Consider the following 22,978-nt stretch of genomic DNA (forward strand, 5'->3'; position numbering starts at 1 on the left):
TCTTCCTCCCCATTGTTGTCGTTACTGGCGGACGGGATTCTCCAAGGTCCCGAGCCCGTCGATGGTGACCGCCACGCGGTCGCCGTCGGCGAGATAGCGCGGCGGGTCGAAGCCGATGCCGACGCCGGCGGGCGTGCCGGTGGCGATGATGTCGCCCGGCAGCAGCGTCATGGTGGTCGTCATCGTCTCGATCAGCGTCGGAATGTCGAAGATCAGATCGGCGACGCTTGCCTTCTGGCGGGTCTCGCCGTTGACCGTGGTGGTCACGGTGAGCCTGGTGACGTCCGGCACCTCGTCGGCGGTGACCAGCACCGGGCCCATCGGCGCGAAGGTGTCGATGCCCTTGCCGATCACCCACTGGCTGTGATGGCGCTGCAGCTCGCGCGAGGTGACGTCGTTGATGACGACATAGCCGAAGACGTAGTCCATGGCGTCGGCCTTGGTGACGCCGAAGGCGCGCTTGCCGATGACCACGCCGAGCTCGCCCTCGTAATCGACGGTGCGGGTGCGATCGAGGCCGGCCTCGATGGTCGCGCCGGGTCCGATGATCGCCGACAGCGACTTGGTGAAGATGACGGGCGCGACCGGGATGGCCTGCTTGCCGCCGGAATCGAAGCCGCTGTTGTGAAATTCGGAAGCATGCTCGCGGTAGTTCTTGCCGACGCAGAAGATGTCGCGGCGCGTCTCGGGCAGCGGCGCGAGAATGGTCACGTCGGATTGCGCCAGGCGCTCGGCGCCATTGGCCGCCTTGGTCTTCCACGCATCCAGCAGCTCCGCGTCGCCCTCGGCGATGCGCCGCACCGCAAGGCGGGCCGCCGCGCCGGTCTCGCAGACCACGATCTCGTTCCCATCCAGCAGGCCGGCGCCCGGAACACCGTCCCGTTCGAATGTCAGCAGCTTCATTTCCGCGATGCTTCCTTGTTTTATCGATAAAACATGCAAACATATGGAAAGTGACGGGTCAAGCGGCGTTGTGCCGGGAGCCCCGCGGATTGCCAAGTCGGCGCGGAGCCGGCATGCGGGGCGCCAGCGAAGGAAAGGCTGCCACACTCATGGATCTGGACGTGTCGACGCGCCCCCTGAAACCCGACACCGGCATGACGCTGACCGACGCGGCCTACCGGCAGCTACGAACCGACATCATCGCCGGGGTTCGGGCGCCGACGGAGCGGCTGCGGATCGAGCGGCTGAGCCGGATCTACGAAGTCGGACCGACGCCGCTGCGCGAGGCGCTGCAGCGGCTGGCAGCCGACGGGCTGGTCATCGCCACCGGCAATCGCGGCTTCGCGGTCGCGCCGCTCGACGCCGACGAATTCGAGGATCTGAATACCGCCCGCACCGCCATCGAACTGCAGATGCTGCGCATGGCGATCGAGAAGGGCGACGCGATGTGGGAATCGGGCGTCGTCGCGGCGGCCTACCGGCTCGGCAAGCTGGACGACCGGATCATGTCCGACGATCACGAAACCCTGTCGGAATGGGAGACTGCCAACCGGGACTTCCACTACGCCACGGTGTCGGCCTGCGGGTCGAAATGGCTGCTGCATGTGCGCAGCCTCCTGCACGACCAGTGCGAGCGCTACCGCCGGGCCTCGGTCGATCTGAAGCGCCACGAGCGCGATCTGGCCGAGGAACACCGGCAGATCGCCGCGGCGGTTCTGGAGCGCGATGCCGACCGGGCGAGCGATCTGGTGGCGGCGCATTTCGAGCGCACGACACGGTTCCTGGTGCAGGTGCTCGGCGCGCGCGCCTGATCCTGCCGCGGGGCAGGGCGATATGGGCTTGCGGCGACAGCCAGCGCGCGGCCCTGGGCCTTCAGCCTTTAAACTTCAGCCGTTGGGTGCGAAGCGCTGGATGATGGCGTCCGCGATCCCGCCGAGATCGGCGGCGACGATGTCGGGCCTTGGTGTTTCGGGCGCATGCAGCACGGCGTTGCCGGGCCGGGTGACGAGCGCACCGTGACAGCCGGCGGCCTGTGCGCCGATCGTATCCCAGACATGGCAGGCGACGAGACAGAGATCGCCGGTGGCAACGCCGTGGGCCTCGGCGACGAGGCGATAGGTCTCGGGAGCCGGCTTGAACCGGCCGACGCTGTCGACGCTGTGAGATGCCTCGAAGAACTCTGCGATGCCGGCCTTGTCCAGCGGGGTCGGCGCGGACGAGGGCGGCGAATTGGTCAGGGTGACGAGGCGAAAGCCGGCGTCGCGCAGCTTCGCCAGCGCCGGGGTGACGTCGGGATGGGCCGGCATGCTGCCGATCCGCTGCCGCAGTTCGGCGACATCGTCATCGCCGACGGCGACATTCCGGGTCTCCCCGACCATGCGGATGACGCCCGCGGCGATCTCGCCGAAGGGCGTGTAGCGACTCGAGAGGGTCAGCGTCTGGGAATAGAGAACGAGCTGGGCGAACCATTCGCGCATCACCGCCGCATCGCCGAAGACCCGCTCGAACAACGGCTCCAGCGTGGTGATGTCGAGCAGCGTCTCGTTGACGTCGAAGACGATGATCGGTGGAACCCGGCTGGTCATGGCTGAACGCTCCCTGGTCGGCGCCGATCCTTACCGGATCGGCATCCCTTCTAGATGGGCGCTCCCTTGCAACATCCAGCCCGGCACCTGATCTGCGTCACAACCGGACACAAGGATTGCGATCATGATGCAGGACAATGAGATGATGATGGATTCCGGGCCGATGGGCTGGATGATGGGCGGCATGGGGATCGGCGCGGTGCTGGTGCTCGCCGTCCTGGTGCTGGGAGTCTTTGCCCTCGTCAAATATCTGCGGAGCTGACGACGCCGGCACGCCGCCGCGGCCGACCTGACCGGGCGCCCGACGCGGGATCGCCCGGTCAGGCCGCCTCGGTCGCCCGGATTCTGACGGGGCCGCCGCGGGCCAGCATCGCCTGGATATCGGACCATGGCTGCGGCCGGGCGAAGTAGTAGCCCTGCAAGAGCTTGCAGCCGGCGGTGCTGGCCAGCAGCATCTGTTCGGCGGTCTCCACGCCTTCCGCGACGATGGCGAGCCCCATGGCGTTGGCGACGCTGGCAAGGGCGGTGATGAGGACATTGTCGGCCTCGCTGTCCCCCAGCTTGACCACGAAGCTGCGGTCGATCTTGATCGAATCGATCGGGAAGGCGCGGAGGTACGAAAAGCCGCTGTAGCCGGTGCCGAAATCATCGAGCGAAATGCGCAGGCCGAGGGCGCGCAGCGCGGCGAGACGGCGAATGACGCCGTCATTGGCGTTCATGGCGACGGATTCGGTGATTTCGATGACGATGCGCTTTGCCGGCATGCCGGTTTCCGCAAGCACGCGTTCGACCATCGTCACGACGTCGTCGCGCTTGAGCTGGCTGGCGGAGAAATTGACGCCAATAGAGAGGGAGTCGGCTTCCACCCCATCCCGGCAGGCGCGGCGGAACACCCATTCGCCGAGCAGGTCGATGAGCAGCGATTGTTCGGCAATGGGGATGAAGTCCACCGGCGGAATGATGCCGCGCGATGGATGGCGCCAGCGCACCAGCGCCTCGCAGCCATGCAGCTTGCCCTCGGCGGTGACGATCGGCTGATAGGCGAGTTCCAGCTCGTTCAGGAGGATCGCGGCGCGCAGCTCGCGCTCGATATAGCGTGTGTGCTTCTGGTCCCGAAGCATCTCGTTTTCGAACAGGGTCGCCTGGGCACGGCCGTTCCGCTTGCTCTGGTAGAGCGCGAGGTCGGCATATTGCATCAGCTCGTCGAACAGGGCGGTGTCGCCCGGGCCGAAGGCGATGCCGATCGAGGCCGAGAGGTTCAGCGGCCGGCCGGCATGATAGGCGGTGTGGTCGAGCGCGATCAGGAAGCTCTCGGCCAGCCGGGTCGCCGCCTCGGGCGAGGCACATTCGGTCAGAACCGCAAATTCGTCGCCGCCGACCCGGCCGATGAGGCTGCGGGGGAAGATGCGTCGGGCGACCGTCGCCAGATGACGCAGGGCGGCATCGCCCATGTCGTGTCCGTAGGCGTCGTTGATCTGCTTGAGATAATCCATGTCGACGAGGAGCAGCGCGTAGCCGCCGGATGCGGGCGCGATCTTGAGCTGTGCTCCGCAGCGGGTGATGAAGACCCGGCGGGTCAGTGTCCGGGTGACGCCGTCGCGCTCGTGGATCAGCGCATTCTGGCGGTCCGTGGCGTCCTTCTGGCGAACCAGCTCGGTCTCGAGGCGATGCTGCCGGCACGCCCAGAACAGGGCGATGACGGCGACCGCAGTCGTCGCTGCGAGAATCCGGGTATGCCAGAGATCCTCGCTGCCGGCGCCGGTGAGGCCCAGGACGGACAGGCCGATGATGGCGAGAAGCCAACCCACCATCGAATAATGGCTGATCCGCATCATGGCGCGAGGGTCGCGAAAACCGGACAATTCATTACCCTGACAGTTGCATTTGCGACTTTGTGCAGGACGAACTCATAAGACCGGGTAAACAGTTTGTCATGACCTCATGACAGTTCACGTTCGGTGAATCGTTCCTTATCGGCCCGCACTGTCTGCTGGACGTCTGCCGCGCGGTTTCTACCAGCGGCCGCCGCGCAACCGTTGGTTCTTCAGGCTAGGCGGATGTACGCGCCACGATCCGGAATCCGAGATCGGTGACGGCTGCCTGCGGGCCGGTGCCGTCGAAACGGGCGAGGATCGCTTCCGCCGCGGCCCGGCCGAAGGCCGGGCGGTCGACCCGCACGGTGGTCAGCGCCGGCTCGACATGGGCGGCAAAATCCTGATCGCCGAAGCCGATCACGGCGATGTCCGCCGGGACGGCAAGCCCGCGGGCCCTGGCTTCGATCAGCACGCCATGGGCCAGGAGATCGGAGCTGCAGAAGACCACCCCGCCGGCGAAACCATGGGCGTCGATGAGTTCGGCAAGGCCCTGCCGGCCCCGTTCCAGGCTGGCCGGGCCGTCGAAATCGACCGTCTCGATCGGCGTCTCCGCGGCAGGGGCGAAGCGCGCGACGAAGGCCGCCTTGCGACGTGCCGCCCGCTCGTCGTCGGCCGACACCGTGCCGGCCCGGACGTAGCCGCCTGCGATGGCATAGTCGGCCGCCGCGCGCCCGGCCTCGGCATGGGAGAAGCCGACGCACAGATCGATGGGCGAGTCGGTGATATCCCAGACCTCCACCACCGGAATGCCGGCGCCCAGCAGCATCCTGCGGGCCCGCGGCGTGTGATGAATGCCGGTCAGGAGCATGGCGTCCGGCCGGCGCGACAGATGCGTCTCGATCAGCACTTCCTCGTCGGCCGGATCGAGCCCGGTCTCCGACAGCAGGATCTGGTAGCCATGGGCGCGGATCCGCTCGCTGAAGGCCTTGATCATCGCGGCGTAGACGATGTTGGTGATCGACGGCACCAGGGCGGTGATCAGCCGGCTACGCCGCGAGGCGAGGGCACCGGCCAGGGCGTTGGGGACGAAGCCGGTCACCGCGATGGCCTCGCGGATCTTCTCCAGCGTGGCCGGCGAGACCTTGGACGGATCGCTGAGGGCTCGGGAGACGGTGACCTGCGAGACGCCGGCGAGCCGTCCGATCGTCGCCATGGTGACCGGACCGCCTGCGGGAGGCGCGCCTTTCGGCGGTGGAGCCTGATCGTCCGTCAATCGCCTCGTCTCCACCTCTCGTCCCGACACGGGTCGCCTGCCGGTTCCGCGAGCCCGGCTGGCTCGCTGCGGACGGGGCCTTTGCGCCCGCATCCGCCGAGCTTCAGCGCAACCCCATGTATACGTATTCGGACGCATTTTCCATCTTGGGATCGTTCGCGCTGCTGCGCTGCCCGTTTCGTTGACAGCCTGGCGATGTAAGCGCATACATGCCGCCGAAATCTGCTGCCGAGGACGAGGAAACCATGGCCGAAACCCGCCGGAAGACGCCGGACACGCTGCGCAGCGCGCGCTGGTTCGCGCCCGACGATCTGCGCAGCTTCGGCCATCGCTCGCGGATGATGCAGCTCGGCTATGCGGAAGAGGATTTTCGCGACAAGCCGATCATCGGCGTCCTCAACACCTGGTCGGAGCTCAATTCCTGCCACGGCCATTTTCGCGAGCGCGCGCAGGACGTGAAGCGCGGCGTGGCCCAGGCCGGCGGCTTCGCAGTCGAGCTGCCTTCGCTGTCGGTGGACGAGAGCTTCACCAAGCCGACATCCATGCTCTACCGCAACATGCTGGCGATGGAGACGGAGGAGATGATCCGCTCGCACCCGCTCGACGGCGTGGTGCTGATGGGCGGCTGCGACAAGACCACGCCGGGCCTCGTCATGGGGGCGCTGACGGCCGGCGTGCCGATGATCTACCTGCCGGCGGGGCCGATGTTGCGCGGCCATTATGCCGGCAAGATCCTCGGCTCGGGATCGGATGCCTGGAAATACTGGGACGAGCGCCGGGCCGGCAACATCACCGACGAGGAATGGCTGGGCATCCAGGGCGGCATCGCCCGTTCGGTGGGCACCTGCATGACCATGGGCACCGCCTCGACCATGACGGCGATCGCCGACGCGATGGGGCTGACCCTGCCGGGCGCGTCGTCGATCCCGGCGGCCGATTCCGGCCACCAGCGCATGGCGTCGGCCTGCGGCCGGCGGATCGTCGACATGGTCTGGGAGGATCTGACGCCGGACCGGATCGTCACCGAGGCGGCGGTGCGCAATGCCGCCATCGTCGCCATGGCCACCGGCTGCTCGACCAATGCCGTCGTCCACATCATCGCCATGGCGCGCCGCGCCGGGGTCGAGCTGACGCTGGACGATCTCGACGAGCTGGGCCGCACGACGCCGCTGATCGCCAATGTCCGCCCCTCGGGCAAGGACTATCTGATGGAGGACTTCTTCTATGCGGGCGGCCTGCGCGCGCTGATGAAGCAGCTCGAGGAACGGCTCGACACGTCCTGCCTGACCGTCACCGGCCAGACGCTGGGCGCATGCCTGGAAGGCGCGGTCGTCTATAATGACGACGTCATCCGGCCGCTCTCCAACCCGGTCTATCACGAGGGCTCGCTGGCGCTGCTGCGCGGCAATCTCTGCCCGGACGGGGCAGTGATCAAGCCGGCGGCCTGCGACCCGCGCTTCCATGTGCATGAGGGGCCGGCGCTGGTCTTCGATTCCTATCCGGAGATGAAGAAGGCGATCGACGACGAAAACCTCGACGTGACGCCCGACCATGTGCTGGTGCTGCGCAATGCCGGGCCGCAGGGCGGGCCGGGCATGCCGGAATGGGGCATGCTGCCGATCCCCAAGGCGCTGATCAAGCAGGGCCATCGCGACATGCTGCGGATTTCCGACGCGCGCATGTCGGGCACCTCCTACGGCGCCTGCGTCCTGCATGTGGCGCCGGAATCTTTCGTCGGCGGTCCGCTGGCGCTCCTGAAGACCGGTGACATCGTGCGGCTCGACCTGCCGAACCGGCGGCTCGACATGCTGGTGGAGGAGGCCGAGCTGGAAGCGCGCCGCACCGCATGGACGCCGCCCGAGCCCCGCTATGGCCGCGGCTATGGCTGGATGTTCTCGCGCCACGTCACCCAGGCCGACAAGGGCTGCGACTTCGACTATCTCGAGCGGGGCTTCGGCCCGGCGGTTCCCGAACCCGACATCTTCTAGAGGGCCGCAATGCGCCACGATCTCGACACGGCCCTTGCGGGCATCTCCGGCATTCTGGTCACGCCCTATGACGCGGCGGGTGACGTCGCGCCGGCAAAGCTGGCGCCGATCCTCGACCGGGCGCTGGCAGCGGGCGTCCACATGCCGGTGGTCAACGGCAATACCGGCGAGTTCTACGCCCTGACCACCGACGAAGCGGTGACCATGGTGCAAGAGGTCGCCGCCCTGGTGGACGGACGTGCGCCGCTGCTCGCCGGCGTCGGACGCGGCATCCGCGATGCCTGCCGCCTGGCCCGTGCGTCGGCCGAGGCCGGCGCGACCGCGCTGATGATCCACCAACCGCCGGACCCGTTCGTCGCGCCGCGCGGCACCGTCGACTATGTCCGCGCCATCATCGATGCCTCCGGCGGCCTGCCGGTGATGCTGTATCTGCGCAACGACGCGATCGGCACGAAGGGCATCGCCGCGCTGTGCGCGCTGCCGGGCGTCAAGGGCGTGAAATGGGCAACGCCCAACCCGATGAAGCTCGCCGAGGCGATCGCCGCCTGCGACCCGTCGATCACCTGGGTCGGCGGCCTCGCGGAAGTCTGGGCGCCGGCCTTCTACGCCGTCGGCGCGCGGGGCTTCACCTCGGGGCTGATCAATGTCTGGCCGGAACGCTCCATGGCGATCCATGCGGCGCTGGAAGCCTCCGACTATGCGACCGCCCGCGACCTCATCGCCGGCATGCGCGCCTTCGAGGAGATCCGGGCCGAGGAACTGAACGGCACGAACGTCACCGGCGTGAAGGCGGCGCTCGCGGCAATGGGCGACGATTGCGGGCCGACCCGGCCGCCCTCGGCCTGGCCGTTGACCGAAGCGCAGCAGGCCCGCATGACAGGTTTCCTGACGGCGAACGGCCTGATCTGATCCAGCCGGCGCCGTTCCCGGCGCCCGACCGACGCATTGGAGCGAGACCTTGGCGATGAACGAAGCGACACGGCAGAAACTGATGGGCGTCTCGGTGGCGACGCTCGCCACGGCGCTCTACAAGCGCGGGCTGCGCAGCCAGGTGATCCAGGAGGTGCATCCGGTGGCGCCGAAGGGCCGCAACATGGTCGGCCCGGCCTTCACCCTGCGCTACATGCCGGCCCGCGAGGACCGCAACCAGCTCGTCGAATTCCGCAAGCCCGACCATCCGCAGCGTGCCGCGATCGAGGCCTGCCCGTCCGGCCATGTCATGGTCATCGACAGCCGCAAGGACCCGCGGGCGGCCAGCGCCGGCGACATCCTGATCACCCGGCTGATGGTGCGCGGCGCCGCCGGCATCGTGACCGACGGCGGCTTTCGCGACGCGGCGACGATCGGCGGCCTCGACATGCCGGCCTATCACACGCGCCCGTCGAGCCCGACCAATCTGACGCTGCACGAGGCGATCGAGATCAACGGCCCGATCGGCTGCGGCGACTCGCCGGTATTTCCGGGTGACGTCATTGTCGGCGACGACGACTGCGTGATCGTCATTCCGGCGGACATCGCCGACGAGGTCGCCGACGAGGCGGTGGAAATGACGGCTTACGAGGATTTCGTCATCGAGCGGGTGCGCGAGGGCGAGACGATCATCGGCCTCTATCCCTGCACCAAGGACGAGCACCAGGCCCGCTTCAAGGAATGGCGGGCGAAGAACGATCGCTGATCGCGCGGCCGCCGAGCCGCTTTGTCCGGTCTAGCCGAGGCTTCTGACATCCGCGCCGTCGCGCGGCGAGGTGAGCTGGCAGCCGGGATTCATCAGATCCGCCGGGTCGAGCAGCTGCTTCAGCCCGCGCAGCAGGGTCTCGTGCACCGGCGAGCGCCGCGCTTCGAAGTCTCCGCGCTTCAGGCGTCCGATGCCATGTTCGGCGCTGATGCCGCCGCCATGGCGATCGACCACGGCGTTGAGGATGGTCTTCGCCTCGTAGAGCATAGCCTCGCGCGCCTCGCGTTCGAGGCCGCGCGGCGGAATGACGTTGAGGTGGATGTTGCCGTCGCCGACATGGCCGTAGGCGACGGGCAGGCAGTCCGGCAGTTTGCGGCCGAGCTCTTCGATGGATTGCGTAATGAAGCCGGCGACCTGCGACGGCGAGACCGACAGGTCGGTGCGCAGATGCGGGCCACGCAGCGCCTGTCCCTCGATCATCCCCTCGCGGATCTGCCACAGGCCGGCGGCCTGGCGTTCGGAGGCGGCGAGCACGCCGTCGATCACTAGATCCCGCGTCATGGCGGTTTCGAGGAAGGCCTCGACCATGGCGCGCAGATCGATCGGGCCGGTGGCGGCGACGTCGATCAGCGCATAGGCCGGAGCGTCGGCGATCTGCGGCGGCACGAAGTCGGCATCCGCCTCCTTTGCGAAGGTCAGGCCTTCGGGCGGCACCAGTTCGAAGGCCGACAGCAGGTCGCAGCATTCGCGCCGGGCCAGCGCATAGAGCGCCATGACGTCGTCGAGGGAGCGCAGCGCCAGAAAGGCGGTCTCGCTGCGCGTTGGCTTCGGCACGAGGCGCAGGGCCGCGGCGGTGATGATGCCGAGCGAGCCCTCGGCGCCGATGAAGAGCTGCTTCAGGTCGACGCCGCTGTTGTTCTTGCGCAGGGTGGAGAGGCCGTTCCAGATCGTGCCGTCGGGCAGCACCACCTCCAGGCCGAGGATCATCTCGCGGGTCATGCCGTAGCGCAGGACATTGATGCCGCCGGCATTGGTGGCGATGTTGCCGCCGATCTGGCAGGAGCCCTCGGCGGCCAGCGACAGCGGGAAGAGCAGGTCCTGTTCGGCCAGCGTCGCGTTGATCGCGGCGAGGATGCAGCCGGCATCGACCACGGCGGAGAAATCCTCGGCGGCAATGGTGCGGATGCGGTTCATGCGCTCCAGCGTCAGGACGACATGGCCGGCAGCGTCGGTCGGCAGGCCGCCCAGCACCAGCCCGGTATTGCCGCCCTGGGGCACGATGGCCAGACCGGCCGCCGCGCAGGCGCGCACCAGCCGCGAGACCTCCCCGGTATCGGCAGGGCGCAGCACGGCAAGGGCACTGCCCTCGACGTCGCCATGCCAGTCGCGGCAATAGCGTTGCATGTCGGCCGGGTCCGACAGCACCGTCTTCGGCCCGAATTCGGCAAGCAGTTCGGCCAGAATGGCGTCCGGGGCGGGCTTCGCATGCGTCTCGGCGATGGATGCGGTCATGGATGGTCCTCGCTGGTCCCGGCCGATGCCTAGCGGCCTTCCCAGGCCGGCGGCTCGCCGCTCAGGAAGCCGGCGACCCCGGCCTTGAAGTCACGGCTGCCGTAGCATGACGCGATGAGATCGTCGCCGTCGGCGCCCGGATCCTCGGCGAGGCGCGCAATGGCGGCCTTGCTGACCCGCAATGTCACCGGCGCGTTGGCGAGGATGGTGTCGCAGAGGCGGGCGACGGCGGCGTCGAGCGCGTCCTTCTCGACGATCTCGGCGAGGAAGCCGCAGGTGCGCGCTTCGTCGGCATCGAGGATTTCGCCGAGGAGCAGCATGCGCTTGGCCCGGGCGGCGCCGAAGCCGGCGACCAACCGGGCATAGTTCGCCATGGACAGGCAATTGCCGACGGTCCTGGCGATGGGCACGCCGAAGCGCGATCCGGCGGTGGCGATGCGCAGATCGCAGGCGGCAGCGAGATTCAGCCCGCCGCCCACGGTCCAGCCGTCGATCGCCGCGATGGTCGGGACGGGGATGCGGGCCAGCGCCAGCGTGTGTTCCTCCATCTCGCGCTCATAGGCGATGCCGTCCTCACCAGTTTCGAAGCCGGAGAAGATGCGCACGTCCGAGCCGGCGACGAAGGCCTTGCCGCCGGCGCCGCGCAAGACCACGGCCCGCAGCGCCGCATCGGCCTGCAGCTCGTCGCAGATGGCGTGGAGCTGCCCGTACATCTGCCGCGTCATGGCGTTGCGAGCGGCCGGGCGGTCGAAGGTGACATGGGCGACCGCGCCGCGCCGCTCCAGCGTGACGGCGCCGTCGGCGTCGTTGGCACTCATTGTGAGAAGGCTCCGCCGCCGGCCAGCTCGTCGTAGCGCTCTGACAGGCCGAGTTCGTCGACGAGGTCACGGGTGTGCTGGCCGAGCAGCGGCGGCGGATAGCGCACTTCCTGCGGCGTACCGGACAGCTTGACCGGGAAGCCGAGCGTGTTGATCTCGCCTTCCACCGGATGTTGAACCTTCATGACCATGTTGCGCGCCGCGACATGGTCGCTCGCCATCACCTGCGCATAATCGTTGATCGGCCCGGCCGGCACGCCGGCGGCGATGAAGGCATCGACCCAGTGATCGACGGTCGCGGTCTTGAAGACCGCATTCAGTTCGGCGACCAGCGCCGGCAGGTTCTGCAGCCGGTCGCGGTTGTCGCGGAAGCGCGGGTCTTCCGTCAGGTCCATGCGGTCGATGACCTGGCAGAAAGTCAGCCAGATCTTCTGGTTGGCGGCGCCGACGACGAAATGGCCGTCGGCGGCGGCGAAGGCCTGGTAGGGCGCGCTCATGCGGTTGGCCGTGCCCAGCGGCTGCGGCGAGCGGCCGGTGGCCCACAATTCGGTGCTCTCCCAGACCGACAGACCGAGCGCGGCCTCGAAGAGCGAGGCATCGACATATTGCCCGCGGCCCGTCGCCTGGCGACCGATGATGGCGCTCAAGATGCCGTAGACGGCGAGGAGGCCGGCGCCCAGATCGCCGATCGGCACGCCCGACTTGATCGGTTCGCCGCCGGGAATGCCCATCGCGCTGATGACGCCGGACATCGCCTGGGCGATCAGGTCGAAGCCCGGGCGCTGCGACCACGGGCCGGTCTGGCCGAAGCCGGAGATGCTGGCATAGACCAGCCGCGGATTGCGCTTCGACAGGGTTTCGTAGTCGATGCCCAGCCGCTTGGCGACGCCGGGCCGGCTGTTCTCGACGACGATGTCGGCGGTCTCGACCAGCGCGTAGAAGAGCTCGCGCCCGGCCTCGGTCTTCAGGTTGATGGTGACGCTGCGCTTGTTGCGGTTCAGCGCCAGGAAGCCGGGGCTGTCCTCGCCTTTCATGCGGAAGCCCATGGAGCGGCGGGTCTGGTCGCCGCCGGCCGGCGGCTCGACCTTGATGACGTCGGCGCCCATGTCGCCGAGCAGCATGCAGCCGAACGGTCCGGCCATCACCTGGCTGAGATCGAGAACCCGCAGTCCTGCCAGCGGCAAGGGCCGCGGGGCCGCCTGCGTCGCCGCGCGGTCGTCCGGTGCCGTATTGTCCATGCTTTCCCCCCTGATGCCGGGCGGTCGTGCCTGTCGTCAGGCCGGCGCCGCCGCTCCCACCGCATCTGGTATGCAATATGGCGCAACGGGAGGTCAACGGGCTTTATCGCCGGCAGGTGATGCACGAAACCTCGATGCGACGGTCATGACTGGCATACAATGGTGCTGGTGCGACGACGATCGGGCGCGGGATGGCGTGACCCGGATGCTAGTACCCCTGAAAAAATCGCATCTGGACCGTCTTCGCGTGCCATCCGGTCTGCCACTTTGGTATGGAACGCGGCCTGCGGCGACGTGAACGCCGCGAACCGTGCTATGCTGGGTGGCAAATGCACGGGGCCGACCCCGGCAATCGGGCATTCACGGATGGGGTCGAGCCGCGGGAACGCGGCGCAGGCGGACAAACGGCAACAGAGCGACGATGACCAAAACGCAATCCGCGGTGGTGACCGCGTTTCCCCGCCGGGTCGATGCGACCCCGTCGCAGGATCTGAAACCCGCCCTCGTCGCCAATCGCATTCGCGAAATGATCCTGGAAAGCCAGCTTCTGCCGGGCGAGCCGGTGCGCGAGCGGGCCCTGTCGGAAATCCTGCAGGTGTCGCGCACGCCGCTGCGCGAGGCGCTGAAGATCCTCGCCTCGGAAGGGCTGGTGAAGCTGCATCCGCGGCGCGGCGCCACCGTAGCGGTGCTTGGCGCCAACGACGTCCGACATCTCCTGGAATTTCTCGGCGGGCTGGAGGCTTTTGCCGGCAAGCTGGCATGCCGCAATGCGACGCCTGAGGAATTGCGGGAGTTACGGGCGCTGCATCACGAGATGCTGGCGTCCTATCTGCGCGGTGATCGCATTGGCTATTTCGACCGCAACCAGCAGATCCACCAGGCGCTGGTGCGCTGCGCCATGAACCCGGTGCTGGCCGAGCACCACAGGGTGGTGAACGCCCAGCTCTATCGCATCCGCTATGAGTGCAATCTGAAGACCAACCGCTGGGAGGCGGCGATCAAGGAGCACGAGGCGATCCTCGACGCGCTGGAAGCGCGCGACGAGGCGGCGATCGAGAAACTCCTGGAAACCCACGTCCTGAAGGCCTTCGACCTGATGCAGGCAGCCGGCGACTTCGCCAAGGCGAAATAGCCGGGCCGCGGGGGGGGCGGGGCTGATCAGGACCAGCTAGCCCGACACCGCGCCGGCCCGGGGTCGCCCGGACCGGCCGCTAGGCATCGTCAGCCGCGCTGGGTGCCGATGAGGCCGCGGGCGGCCAGATTGCGCATCAGCTCCGTGATGCCGAAGGTCCACTCGGGCGCCTTGTCGGTGTGGGTCACCGTGTTGACCAGCCGGCCGAGGCGCGGGCTGGCGATCTCGACCTTGTCGCCCAGCTTGTGAGTGAAGCCCTGGCCGGCGACGTCGCGATCCTCGACCGGGGCGAAGAGCGTGCCCAGGAACAGCATGAAGCCGTCGGGATACTGGTGATGGCGGCTGCAGGTCTGGGCGACGAGATCCAGCGGATCGCGGCTGATCTCGCGCATCGAGCTGCGCCCTTCCAGGACGTAGCCGTCGGTGCCGGTGACCGTCAGGTCGAGCTCGGCGGCGCGCACGTCGTCCATGGTGAAGCGGTCGTCGAACAGCCGGATCAGCGGTCCGATGGACGAGGAGGCGTTGTTGTCCTTGGCCTTGCCGAGGAGCAGCGCGCTGCGGCCTTCCACGTCGCGCAGATTGACGTCGTTGCCCAGCGTCGCACCGACGACCTCGCCGCGCGAATTGGCGGCCAGCACCACTTCCGGCTCCGGGTTGTTCCAGGCCGAGGAGGGCAGGATGCCGATCTCGGCGGCATGGCCGACCGAGGACAGGACCGGCGCCTTGGTGAAGACTTCGGCATCCGGGCCGATGCCGACTTCGAGATATTGCGACCAGTAGCCGCCCTTCTGCAGGACTTCCTTGGCGTGGCTCGCCTCGGGTGAACCGGCCTTGATGTCGGAGAGGGCACCGCCGATGACCGCGGCAATCTCCTCGCGGATCGCCTTGGCGCGGGCGAAATCGCCCTTGGCGCGTTCCTCGATCACCCGCTCGACCATGGAACGCGCAAAGGTGACGCCGCAGGCCTTCACCGCCTGCAGGTCGCAGGGCGCGAGCAGATGCGGGCGGGTCGAATCCGAGGGCGAGGCCGACAGGATCTCTTCGGCCGACCAGCTCTTGCCGCCGCTCGCGCTGGCGAGGCGGGCGACCGGATCGTTGGTCTCGAGAAGCTCGGACATGGTCGCGGCGATGGCCGAGACATCGACGAAACGGTCGCCCTTCAGGACCGCGACGGTCGGGCCTGAGACTTCGGGATCGTGGATGCGGCCGACGAGGACGGCGTCGCCATGGTCGGCGGGAAGATAGTCGGACAGTGTCATGGCGGGCTTCCTGTTGGCGGCGGGGGCCGGCGCGAATGCGCGTCGGCGATGGCCGGTAGGGATCACATCGGGCGTGGCCTGCGCAACCCTTTCCGGCGGTCTTTGCGAGGCCTTCGCGACACGGTTCGTCGCCGGGCGCGCGGTCAGGCGAAGCGGTAGAGCCGCCGGGCGTTGTCGGCGAACAGGGCGGCGCGCTCGTCGCGGGAGAAATCCGCCGTGATCTGCGAGAAGCCCTCGAAGATCGTGCGGTAGGAGGCGACGAGGCTGTCGACCGGGAAGTTGCTGGCGAACATGCAGCGCGCAACGCCGAAGGTCTCGATGGTCGTCAGCACGATCTCGCGGTTGCTCTCGGCGGTCCAGGGCGTGCCCGGCACGCCGAGGCCGGAAATCTTCACGGCGATATTCGGCGCTTCGGCGAAACGTCTCATCGCCGCCGCCCAGGCGTCGAGGCCTTCGCGGCTGCGGTCGGAGGGCAGGCCGGTGTGGTTGAGGATGATCTGCGTATGCGGGAAGGCCGCCGCCAGATCGGCGGCTTCCTCCAGATGCCACCAGGGCGTCTGCAGGTCGAAGGACAGGCCCTGCGGTTCCAGCAGCGAAAAGCCGCGTCGCCAGGCCGTGGCGCCCATCGATCCGGGTGCATCGCGCACCACCGCGCCCGGAGCACCGGCGGCTTTCGGCTTGTGACGGACGCCGCGCACGCGGGCATAGGCGCTCTGGCGGGCCAGAACGTCGCCGACGTCATCGGCGTCGAGCCAGGCCTGGCAGACCACGGCATCGGGAAAGCCGTTCGCCTCGGCGACGCCGTGGATCCAGGCGGTCTCGCCGACCGGGTCGCGCGGGTCCCATTCGGTCTCGATATAGACGCTGCCGGTGATGGTCAGCCCGGCGGTGTCGCGGCGATAGTCGTCGGGCATGTAGTCGCGCCGGATGGCGCCGTAGTCGCCATAGCGAAACGGGATCGGCGGCGCATCGCACAGCCAGGGCAGGTAGTTCTCGCTGATCGTCCACAGATGGTGGTGGGCATCGACGATGGCGAGGTCGTCGAGAAGGGGCGCGTCCATGGCGGTCTCCCGTGAGGCTGGCGAAGAGCAGGGCCGCCGGCGCTCGAAGGTCGGGACCCCCGATGCGCCGCCGGCGCCGCGAGGCGTCAGGCCTTGCGACCGACCTTCGGAAGGAGCTTGACGACGGCCGAGCCGTCAAGCTCGCCATCACCCTGCGCGACCAGCATGCGGAACATCGTCATGGCCTGGGCGCTCATCGGCAAGGCAAGATGCTGGGCCTTGGTGGCCGAATGCAGCATCTCGAAATCCTTCAGGATCTGGCGGGCATAGCCGCGCGGCGCGAAATCCTCCTCCACCATGCGCGGATAGATCGCCTGCAGGACGGCCGAATTGCCGAGGCCCGGCTCCAGCGCGTGCGGGATCTTGGCGGCGTCGACGCCATAGGCCTGCGCCAGGCGCAGCGCTTCGGCGGCGACGCAGTAATTGGTCAGGCACAGCACCTGGTTGACCAGCTTGGTCGCCTGGCCGGTGCCGATGGCGCCCATATGGGTGGCGCGGCCAAGCTGCTCGAGCATCGGCGTGACCGCCTCCGCCGCCTGCTCGGAGCCGCCGAACATGATCGCCAGATTGCCGGTCTCTGCGGCACTCGGCCCACCGGAGACCGGGGCATCGACGAACCGGCCGCCGACCGCTTCGATCGCCGCGGCGACCTGGTGCGTCACCGCCATCTCGGTGGTCGAGAAGTCGACCACGGTCCGGCCCGACAGCTTGCGCGAAGCGACGAGGCCGTCCGCGCCGGTGACCACGGACGCCACCGCGTCGCTGGTGGTCAGGCACAGCGCGATGATGTCGGCCTCGGCGCAGAGAGCTGCCAGCGAGCCGGCCGGCTCGACGCCCCAGGCGGCGGCGGCCGAAACCTTCTCCGCCTCGCGGTCGTGGCCGATCACGCGATAGTCCAGTTGGCGCAGCCGCTTGGTGAAGCCGCTGCCCATCAGGCCCAGGCCGATGAATCCGATCGTCGTCATGTTCCGTCCTCCCATGTGCGCCTTGCCCTCTCGACGCGGCGCGAAAACCTGCCGGCCCGATCGTCCTCCGCACCGGGCTAGGCAAATGTAATTTGGTATGCCAGAATTCTCTAGTCCGTTGGAGGAGCCTTTGGCAAACGGACGGGGGACAATCGTCAATTCGGGAGGAAACGACGTGTCATTGATCAAGAAACTCGCTCTGGGGCTTGCTGCCTGTGGGTTCTCGCTTGCTGGCGCCACCGCCGGCGCACAGGCCGTGGATCTGCGTTACGCCCATGTGGGCTCGGAAGGTGACATCCAGCATTGGTATGCGGAACGCGCGAAGGAGCGGATTCCGGAGGCGACGGAGGAGCGTGTCACCGTCACCGTCTTCCCGAATTCGCAGCTCGGCGGCGTGCAGGAACTGATCGACGGCGTGCGCAGCGGCTCGATCTCCATGGGGCACCATGAATTCGCCTCGCTGGCGCAGCTCGTCGACGACATCGCGGTGTTCTCGGCACCCTTCGTCTATCGCGATGGCGCCCATGCTCTGGCCGCCACCGATCCGCAGACCTCCGACGTCATGCAGGAATTCAACGAGCAGCTCGTCGAGAAGGGCGGCATGCGCATCATCGGCCGGCTGTTCCGCGGCGCCCGGCAGATGACCGCCAACCAGGCGGTGAGGACACCGGCCGATCTCGAGGGCAAGCCCTTCCGCGGCGTGCCGCTGCAGCTCTGGACGACCATGGTCTCCGGCTTCGGCGCCATCCCGACCCCGGTCGAGGTCAGCGAGCTGCCGACCGCGCTGATGACCGGCATGGTCGTCGGTCAGGAAAACCCGCTCACCATGATCAACGCCAACGGCCTCTACGAGGTGCAGACCCACGTCATGCTTACCGGCCACATGCAGAACGTGCTGCCGGTCTTCATCAACGAGGATGTCTGGCAGTCGATCGACGAGAAGGACCAGACCGCGATCCTGGAAACCCTCGACACGCTGGCCGACGAAACGCTCGAGCAGGCGATGACGGCCGAGAAGGACCTCGTCGGCGAACTCACCGACAAGGGCATGACCTTCATCACCGAAGCCGACGGCCTCGACATCGAAGCCTTCCGCGCCGGCGTCGACGCACAGGTCGCCAAGGACTTCCCGAGCTGGGGTCCGTACATGGAGCGCATCCGCGCCATCCAGTAGGCCACGATCGACAACCCGCGAACCCCTGCCGCCTGCCGGCGGGGGTTCCCTGCCGTGGATTGTGCCATGAGCGATCTCAATTCCGACGACTATCTCGACGTCACCCATGCCGATGCCCGGGTGGGCACGGCCGACCGCGTTCTCGAACCGGTCCGGCGGGTATTCCGCGCCGTTTCGGTGCTGCTTCTGGCGGTGATGATCGGCCTGCCGGTGCTGCAGGTGGTGCTGCGGCAGTTCTTCTCGCGACCCTTCATGGGCGCCGAGGAACTGGCGCGGTTCATGCTGATCTGCGTGGTGTTCGTGACGCTGCCCTATGTCGTCTCGTCCGGAGCCTCGATCCGCATGGAGGAGGTGCTGTCGGCCCTGCCCGAGCGGCTGCGCCGGGTGCTGCGGGTCGCGATCCCGGCTACCGGCGGCCTCGCCTTCGCGGTGGCCGCAACCTCGGTCGCCATCGCCACGCTGCGCAATCTCGACAATGCGACGCCGACGCTGAACATTCCCTACTGGATCTTCTTCGCGTCCGGCTTCCTCGGTCTGACGCTGGCAGCCGTCGAATGCGCGCTGCAGACCCTGAAGGCCTGGCGCCATGACCCCCTCTACGTGACCTTCGCGCAGGAACAGCCGAGCGAAGACGTGGTGCACATCTAGGGCCACGCGCCCGCACGAGGCCTATTCGATGAGCAGTTTCGCAATCCTGGGCGGCTTCGCGCTGTCCTTCCTTCTGGGCTGGCCGGTGGTGCTGGCCATCCTGATCCCGTCGGTGCTGTACGTCCTTCTCGGCAACATCCCGATCGAGCTGATCGGCCAGCGGATGAGCTACGCGCTGGATTCCTTCCCGCTGGTGGCGGTGCCGATCTTCATCTTCGTCGGCAATCTGATGAACCAGGCCGGCATCACCGAGCGCATCTTCAAGTTCGCCGACACGCTGGTCGGCCGGGTGCCGGGCGGGCTCGGCCAGGTCAATGTCGTCTCCAGCCTGATCTTTTCGGGCATGAGCGGCGCGGCGCTCGCCGATGTCGGCGGCCTCGGCAAGATCGAGGTCAAGGCGATGGCCGAGCGCGGCTTCGACCGCGGCTTCGCCGGCGCGCTCACCGGCGCGTCGGCGGTGGTCGGGCCGATCTTCCCGCCGTCGATCCCGCTGATCATCTACGGCTCGGTGACCAGCGTCTCGATCGTGCAGCTGCTGCTCGCCGGCATCATCCCGGCCATCATGTGCGTGATCCTTTTGATGATCACCGTGGCGATCCTCGCCTATCGCAACGACTTCCCGCGCTCGGACCGCTGGCCGACCCTGCGCCAGCTCGGCGCCGATTTCGTCCCGGCGCTGCCGGCCCTGATGACCCCGGTGCTGCTCGTCGCCGGCATGTTGCTCGGCTATTTCACGCCGACGGAAGCGGCGGCGGTCACGGTGGTCTACGTGCTCCTGATCAGCGGTCTCGTCTATCGCACGCTCACCGTGGAGCATCTGCTCAGTTCGGCCTATGAGACGGTGAAGAGCAGCTCGGCGATCCTGATCATCGTCGCCGCGGCATCGATCTTCGGCTGGATCCTGGCGATCGAGCAGATCCCGCAGATGGCGGCGCGCTGGCTGCTGACTGTCAGCACCGACCCGCTGATGCTGCTCCTGGTGGTCAACGTGCTGCTGCTGATCGTCGGCATGTTCCTGGATTCGACCACGGCGACGCTGCTGGTCGTGCCGATCATCGCCCAGCCGCTGCACATGGCGGGCGTCGATCCGGTGCATCTGGGCATCGTGACGATCTTCAACCTGATGCTGGGCCTCCTGACCCCGCCGATGGGGCTGGCGCTGTTCCTGCTCAGCGACATCACGCGGGTGTCAATGCGGCAGATCCTGATCAAGATGATGCCGCTCTACGTGCCGCTGGTGCTGACGCTGGTCATCCTGACGGTGTTCCCGGAAGTCTCACTCTGGCTGCCGAAGATGATCCGCAACTAGGCGGCACGTCGCCCGCAAGCGGCGATCCGAACACCGCGCGTCCACGACCCCGCCGGAACCCGGCGGGGTCGTTGCCGTTTGGCCCCCGCAACGGGAAGGGCCGACATGGACAACCGCACAAGCAGGAGAGGGGAGCCGGCCGGGTCGCCCCAGATCGACCGGCTGTTCGCCTATGGGGCGATGCTGCCGCTGATCGCCGGCGCGCTGGCGCTTTGGTTCGCGCCGGAGGCCCAGTCCTTCCTGGCGCTGAATCTCACCCTGTTCTGGGGCGCATCGGTGCTGCTGTTCATCGCCGGCGTCCGGCGCGGGGCGAGCCTCAGCCAGACGGGCAGTGCGGCGATTGCCGAGATCGTCGCCATGCTCGGGCTGTTTCTTGCCGGCGTCGCCAGCCTCGTGGCGACCATCTGGGCGTTTCCGCTGGTCGCGGCGCTTCTGCAGATCGCCGGCTTTGCCAGTCTCGCAATCCTCGACCGGGCCGCAGCACCCAACGACGACGGGCCGCTGCCGGTCGAGCGGCTGCGGCCGTTGCAGATCTGCGTGCCCATCGCGGTGCTTGCCGCGGTGGCGATCTGGATCTGGCGGAGCCCGTTTCTCTAGACAATCCGTCGCGGATTTTCGTGATCCGCGCCACCCTATATCCGGTGAGCGTCCGCCCCTGCGGACGGCGCCACGATCCATTCCGATCGGGAGATCATCATGAGCCTTGCGGCGATCGCCAGCCTTCTCGTCTTCATCGCCATTGTCGCGGTCGTCGCGATCAGCGGCGTGGTGTTCAAGCCGGGGCCCTGGTACGCCCGCCTCGAGAAGCCGGGCTGGACACCGCCGAACCTCGCCTTTCCGATCGTCTGGACAATTCTCTATCTGATGATCGCGGTGGCCGGCTGGCGGGTCTACGAGACCGCCGGCCTGGTGGCGCTGCCCTTCGCAGTCTACGGCCTGCAGCTCGTCCTCAACGCCGCCTGGTCGGGCCTGTTCTTCGGCCTGCACCGGCCGGGTCTCGCCTTTGCCGACGTCGTGGCGATGGCCGGCGTGATCGCCGTGAACATCGCGCTGTTCGCGCCGATCGATGCGATCGCGGCCTGGCTGCTGGTGCCGTACCTCGCCTGGGCCGGGCTGGCCGCGTGCCTCAACTATTCGGTCTGGCGCCGCAATCCCGGCGCGTTCGCGGACGCCTGAGACAGGCTCCTGTCGTGGCGGGTGCTTACTTGCTGAGCGCGATATTGCCGCCGACCGGGCCGACGCCGGCCGGCACCGGCACGTCGGAATCGGCGTAATTGGCGTTGAGGACCAGTTTCACGCCCGAGGTGATGGTGATCTTGTCCGCGACGAGGGCCGTCCAGTCCGAGAACTCGCCGACATTGGACTTGCAGCCGGGCGAGCCCGTCTCGGCCGGATCGTCGGCGGCGGTGATGTCGCATTTGCCGTCGGCATTCTTGTCGCCGCCGATGGTGAGCTCGTCATTGGGCAGGTAGATCGTGCCGATCATGCGCCGGGCGTTGGCGCTTTCGATCTTGAAGCTGCGGCCGCTGTCCTTCTCGCTGTCGGCGTAGATCAGGATGCCGGCCATCGGCCCGTCCTTTGCTGCCGACAGGGAAATCGACGAATCGTTCTTCAGATCGAGGCTGGAGTTCTTGCCGATGAAGACGAGGCTGACATCGTCGCCGGTGATCTCGGTCCCCTTGTGGAGCTTCACCTTGGCGTCCCAGAAGATGTAGGTGCCGGGCCGCAGGGTGATCTTCGACCCGCTGACCTGGAGATTGCCGCAATAGGTGCCGGGCCACAGGATCTGGTTGTTGTTCGAGATATTCTGGTTCTTGTGATCGCATTTCGTCGGGACCGGCGGAATGCGCGAGGTCAGGGGATCGCTGACGGCCGGGCAATCGGTCAGCGGCAAAGGTTCGTAGTTCGACTCGATCCCGTCATAGCCGCCGGAGGAGCAGGCGAGTTCGCTCGAGAGCTTCGCCACCTTGGTGACAGACAGGCCGCTGGGATCGATCGAGTTGGAATAGACCGCGCAATCGGCTGCCTGGACCTGGGCATTGCCCGAGATGTCGATGGCCTTCTTGCCCTCCTTGGTCAGCGCGATCGCACAGATGCGGCCGCCGCCGGCAATCCGTGCCGTGGCGCTGGCCGTGAGTTCGCCGATCACGCCGGTCAGGTCGGGCATGGGCAGCGACTTGCCGAAATCCTTGCTGAGCGTGACCGTGACCTCGGTGGAAATGGCGGATTCCGCAGCCGTCGCATCCGATCGGCCGCCGATCTTGACCTCGATCGAGACGCCTTCGGCCTGGTTGCCGAGATTGGTCATGGCGAAGGAATAGGCGACGCTCTTCAGCACCTCCGGCCGGCTGTTGGCCATGTAGAGTTCGCGCGCGGCCGCCAGGGCTGCGCTGTCGGCGGCGCTCTGCAGGCGGGAATGGGCGGATTGAGCGGTCGAGAGATTGACGACGCTGCCCATGATGAAAATCAGAAGCGGTGTGAGCAAGGCCACGATGGCGGCGACATTGCCACTGGTCGAGGCTGCGAAGGCATTCAGACGGTGCGTCATGTCATGCCTCCTCTGTCAGGGTGCCGGTCGTGGTGA

The 22,978-nt window shown here is 67.6% G+C and carries 22 protein-coding genes; 11 read left to right on the plus strand and 11 right to left on the minus strand.

Annotated features, from left to right (window positions below; all coding sequences use genetic code 11):
• Positions 1 to 21: 21 nt before the first annotated feature.
• Positions 22 to 903: a fumarylacetoacetate hydrolase family protein gene (locus N7I30_RS08990; RefSeq protein ID WP_498638241.1), complete on the minus strand. Its 882-nt coding sequence runs from the start codon at positions 901 to 903 to the stop codon at positions 22 to 24.
• A gap of 161 nt (positions 904 to 1,064) precedes the next feature.
• Between N7I30_RS08990 and N7I30_RS08995 the strand changes: the two genes are divergently transcribed.
• Positions 1,065 to 1,754: a GntR family transcriptional regulator gene (locus N7I30_RS08995; RefSeq protein WP_230788450.1), complete on the plus strand. Its 690-nt coding sequence runs from the start codon at positions 1,065 to 1,067 to the stop codon at positions 1,752 to 1,754.
• Positions 1,755 to 1,829: 75 nt separating this feature from the next.
• Here the strand turns inward: N7I30_RS08995 and N7I30_RS09000 are convergent, their stop codons facing one another.
• A complete protein-coding gene (locus tag N7I30_RS09000) occupies positions 1,830 to 2,528 on the minus strand; it encodes a haloacid dehalogenase type II (protein ID WP_498638243.1) in 699 nt (232 codons plus the stop codon).
• 124 nt (positions 2,529 to 2,652) lie between these two features.
• On the opposite strand from N7I30_RS09000, the gene N7I30_RS09005 reads away from it, so the two are divergent.
• A complete protein-coding gene (locus tag N7I30_RS09005) occupies positions 2,653 to 2,790 on the plus strand; it encodes a hypothetical protein (protein ID WP_155898572.1) in 138 nt (45 codons plus the stop codon).
• Positions 2,791 to 2,848: 58 nt separating this feature from the next.
• Here the strand turns inward: N7I30_RS09005 and N7I30_RS09010 are convergent, their stop codons facing one another.
• Positions 2,849 to 4,363 (minus strand): putative bifunctional diguanylate cyclase/phosphodiesterase, encoded by a 1,515-nt coding sequence (locus N7I30_RS09010; protein ID WP_498638244.1) that lies wholly within the window; start codon positions 4,361 to 4,363, stop codon positions 2,849 to 2,851.
• A gap of 214 nt (positions 4,364 to 4,577) precedes the next feature.
• Entirely contained in the window at positions 4,578 to 5,555 is a 978-nt protein-coding gene (locus N7I30_RS09015) for a LacI family DNA-binding transcriptional regulator (protein ID WP_498638246.1), read from the minus strand.
• Between the two features lie 305 nt (positions 5,556 to 5,860).
• On the opposite strand from N7I30_RS09015, the gene araD reads away from it, so the two are divergent.
• From araD to N7I30_RS09030, 3 genes are read left to right on the plus strand one after another with little or no spacing between them, the layout of a single operon-like run.
• Positions 5,861 to 7,603: an L-arabinonate dehydratase gene (gene araD, locus N7I30_RS09020; RefSeq protein WP_498638248.1), complete on the plus strand. Its 1,743-nt coding sequence runs from the start codon at positions 5,861 to 5,863 to the stop codon at positions 7,601 to 7,603.
• Positions 7,604 to 7,612: 9 nt separating this feature from the next.
• Positions 7,613 to 8,512 carry a dihydrodipicolinate synthase family protein gene (locus tag N7I30_RS09025; protein ID WP_498638251.1) on the plus strand — a complete coding sequence of 300 codons (900 nt, stop codon included), beginning with the start codon at positions 7,613 to 7,615 and terminating at the stop codon, positions 8,510 to 8,512.
• Between the two features lie 55 nt (positions 8,513 to 8,567).
• Positions 8,568 to 9,278 carry a ribonuclease activity regulator RraA gene (locus N7I30_RS09030; RefSeq protein WP_498638253.1) on the plus strand — a complete coding sequence of 237 codons (711 nt, stop codon included), beginning with the start codon at positions 8,568 to 8,570 and terminating at the stop codon, positions 9,276 to 9,278.
• Positions 9,279 to 9,308: 30 nt separating this feature from the next.
• On the opposite strand, the gene N7I30_RS09035 is transcribed toward N7I30_RS09030, so the two are convergent.
• Genes N7I30_RS09035 through N7I30_RS09045 form a run of 3 tightly spaced genes read right to left on the minus strand, consistent with a single transcriptional unit; the run spans position 9,309 to position 12,846 of the window.
• Complete coding sequence (locus N7I30_RS09035) at positions 9,309 to 10,790, minus strand: FAD-binding oxidoreductase (protein WP_498638255.1); 1,482 nt, start codon at positions 10,788 to 10,790, stop codon at positions 9,309 to 9,311.
• Positions 10,791 to 10,819: 29 nt separating this feature from the next.
• On the minus strand, positions 10,820 to 11,608 hold the full coding sequence (locus N7I30_RS09040; RefSeq protein ID WP_498638257.1) for an enoyl-CoA hydratase/isomerase family protein: 789 nt from the start codon (positions 11,606 to 11,608) through the stop codon (positions 10,820 to 10,822).
• The gene (locus tag N7I30_RS09045; RefSeq protein ID WP_498638259.1) at positions 11,605 to 12,846 is read right to left on the minus strand and encodes a CaiB/BaiF CoA transferase family protein; all 1,242 of its coding nucleotides are present in this window, start codon (positions 12,844 to 12,846) and stop codon (positions 11,605 to 11,607) included. The genes N7I30_RS09040 and N7I30_RS09045 overlap by 4 nt, the downstream gene beginning before the upstream one ends.
• 421 nt (positions 12,847 to 13,267) lie before the next feature.
• Here N7I30_RS09045 and N7I30_RS09050 point away from each other — a divergent pair, with 421 nt between their 5' ends.
• The gene (locus N7I30_RS09050) at positions 13,268 to 13,978 is read left to right on the plus strand and encodes a GntR family transcriptional regulator (protein WP_009208061.1); all 711 of its coding nucleotides are present in this window, start codon (positions 13,268 to 13,270) and stop codon (positions 13,976 to 13,978) included.
• Between the two features lie 89 nt (positions 13,979 to 14,067).
• On the opposite strand, the gene N7I30_RS09055 is transcribed toward N7I30_RS09050, so the two are convergent.
• The 3 genes from N7I30_RS09055 to N7I30_RS09065 all read right to left on the minus strand — a co-directional run bounded on the left by N7I30_RS09055 (position 14,068) and on the right by N7I30_RS09065 (position 17,263).
• A complete protein-coding gene (locus N7I30_RS09055) occupies positions 14,068 to 15,237 on the minus strand; it encodes a fumarylacetoacetate hydrolase family protein (protein ID WP_498638262.1) in 1,170 nt (389 codons plus the stop codon).
• Positions 15,238 to 15,380: 143 nt separating this feature from the next.
• Positions 15,381 to 16,298: an amidohydrolase family protein gene (locus N7I30_RS09060; RefSeq protein ID WP_498638264.1), complete on the minus strand. Its 918-nt coding sequence runs from the start codon at positions 16,296 to 16,298 to the stop codon at positions 15,381 to 15,383.
• A gap of 86 nt (positions 16,299 to 16,384) precedes the next feature.
• Positions 16,385 to 17,263 carry an NAD(P)-dependent oxidoreductase gene (locus N7I30_RS09065; protein WP_498638266.1) on the minus strand — a complete coding sequence of 293 codons (879 nt, stop codon included), beginning with the start codon at positions 17,261 to 17,263 and terminating at the stop codon, positions 16,385 to 16,387.
• A gap of 175 nt (positions 17,264 to 17,438) precedes the next feature.
• On the opposite strand from N7I30_RS09065, the gene N7I30_RS09070 reads away from it, so the two are divergent.
• From N7I30_RS09070 to N7I30_RS09090, 5 genes are all read left to right on the plus strand, one after another.
• Positions 17,439 to 18,437, plus strand: a complete 999-nt coding sequence (locus tag N7I30_RS09070; protein WP_498638269.1) for a TRAP transporter substrate-binding protein — start codon at positions 17,439 to 17,441, stop codon at positions 18,435 to 18,437.
• A gap of 66 nt (positions 18,438 to 18,503) precedes the next feature.
• The gene (locus N7I30_RS09075) at positions 18,504 to 19,085 is read left to right on the plus strand and encodes a TRAP transporter small permease (RefSeq protein WP_024351552.1); all 582 of its coding nucleotides are present in this window, start codon (positions 18,504 to 18,506) and stop codon (positions 19,083 to 19,085) included.
• Between the two features lie 28 nt (positions 19,086 to 19,113).
• The gene (locus tag N7I30_RS09080; RefSeq protein WP_498638271.1) at positions 19,114 to 20,394 is read left to right on the plus strand and encodes a TRAP transporter large permease; all 1,281 of its coding nucleotides are present in this window, start codon (positions 19,114 to 19,116) and stop codon (positions 20,392 to 20,394) included.
• A 105-nt stretch (positions 20,395 to 20,499) separates the two neighbouring features.
• The gene (locus tag N7I30_RS09085) at positions 20,500 to 20,991 is read left to right on the plus strand and encodes a DUF3429 domain-containing protein (RefSeq protein ID WP_498638273.1); all 492 of its coding nucleotides are present in this window, start codon (positions 20,500 to 20,502) and stop codon (positions 20,989 to 20,991) included.
• Positions 20,992 to 21,090: 99 nt separating this feature from the next.
• Positions 21,091 to 21,570: a TspO/MBR family protein gene (locus tag N7I30_RS09090; protein WP_483212634.1), complete on the plus strand. Its 480-nt coding sequence runs from the start codon at positions 21,091 to 21,093 to the stop codon at positions 21,568 to 21,570.
• A gap of 25 nt (positions 21,571 to 21,595) precedes the next feature.
• On the opposite strand, the gene N7I30_RS09095 is transcribed toward N7I30_RS09090, so the two are convergent.
• Positions 21,596 to 22,942 carry a pilus assembly protein TadG-related protein gene (locus N7I30_RS09095; protein ID WP_498638276.1) on the minus strand — a complete coding sequence of 449 codons (1,347 nt, stop codon included), beginning with the start codon at positions 22,940 to 22,942 and terminating at the stop codon, positions 21,596 to 21,598.
• Positions 22,943 to 22,978 lie beyond the last annotated feature (36 nt).

Origin of the sequence: Aurantimonas litoralis (genome assembly GCF_026153195.1) — a bacterium.
GTDB classification, from domain to species: Bacteria; Pseudomonadota; Alphaproteobacteria; order Rhizobiales; family Rhizobiaceae; genus Aurantimonas; species Aurantimonas coralicida.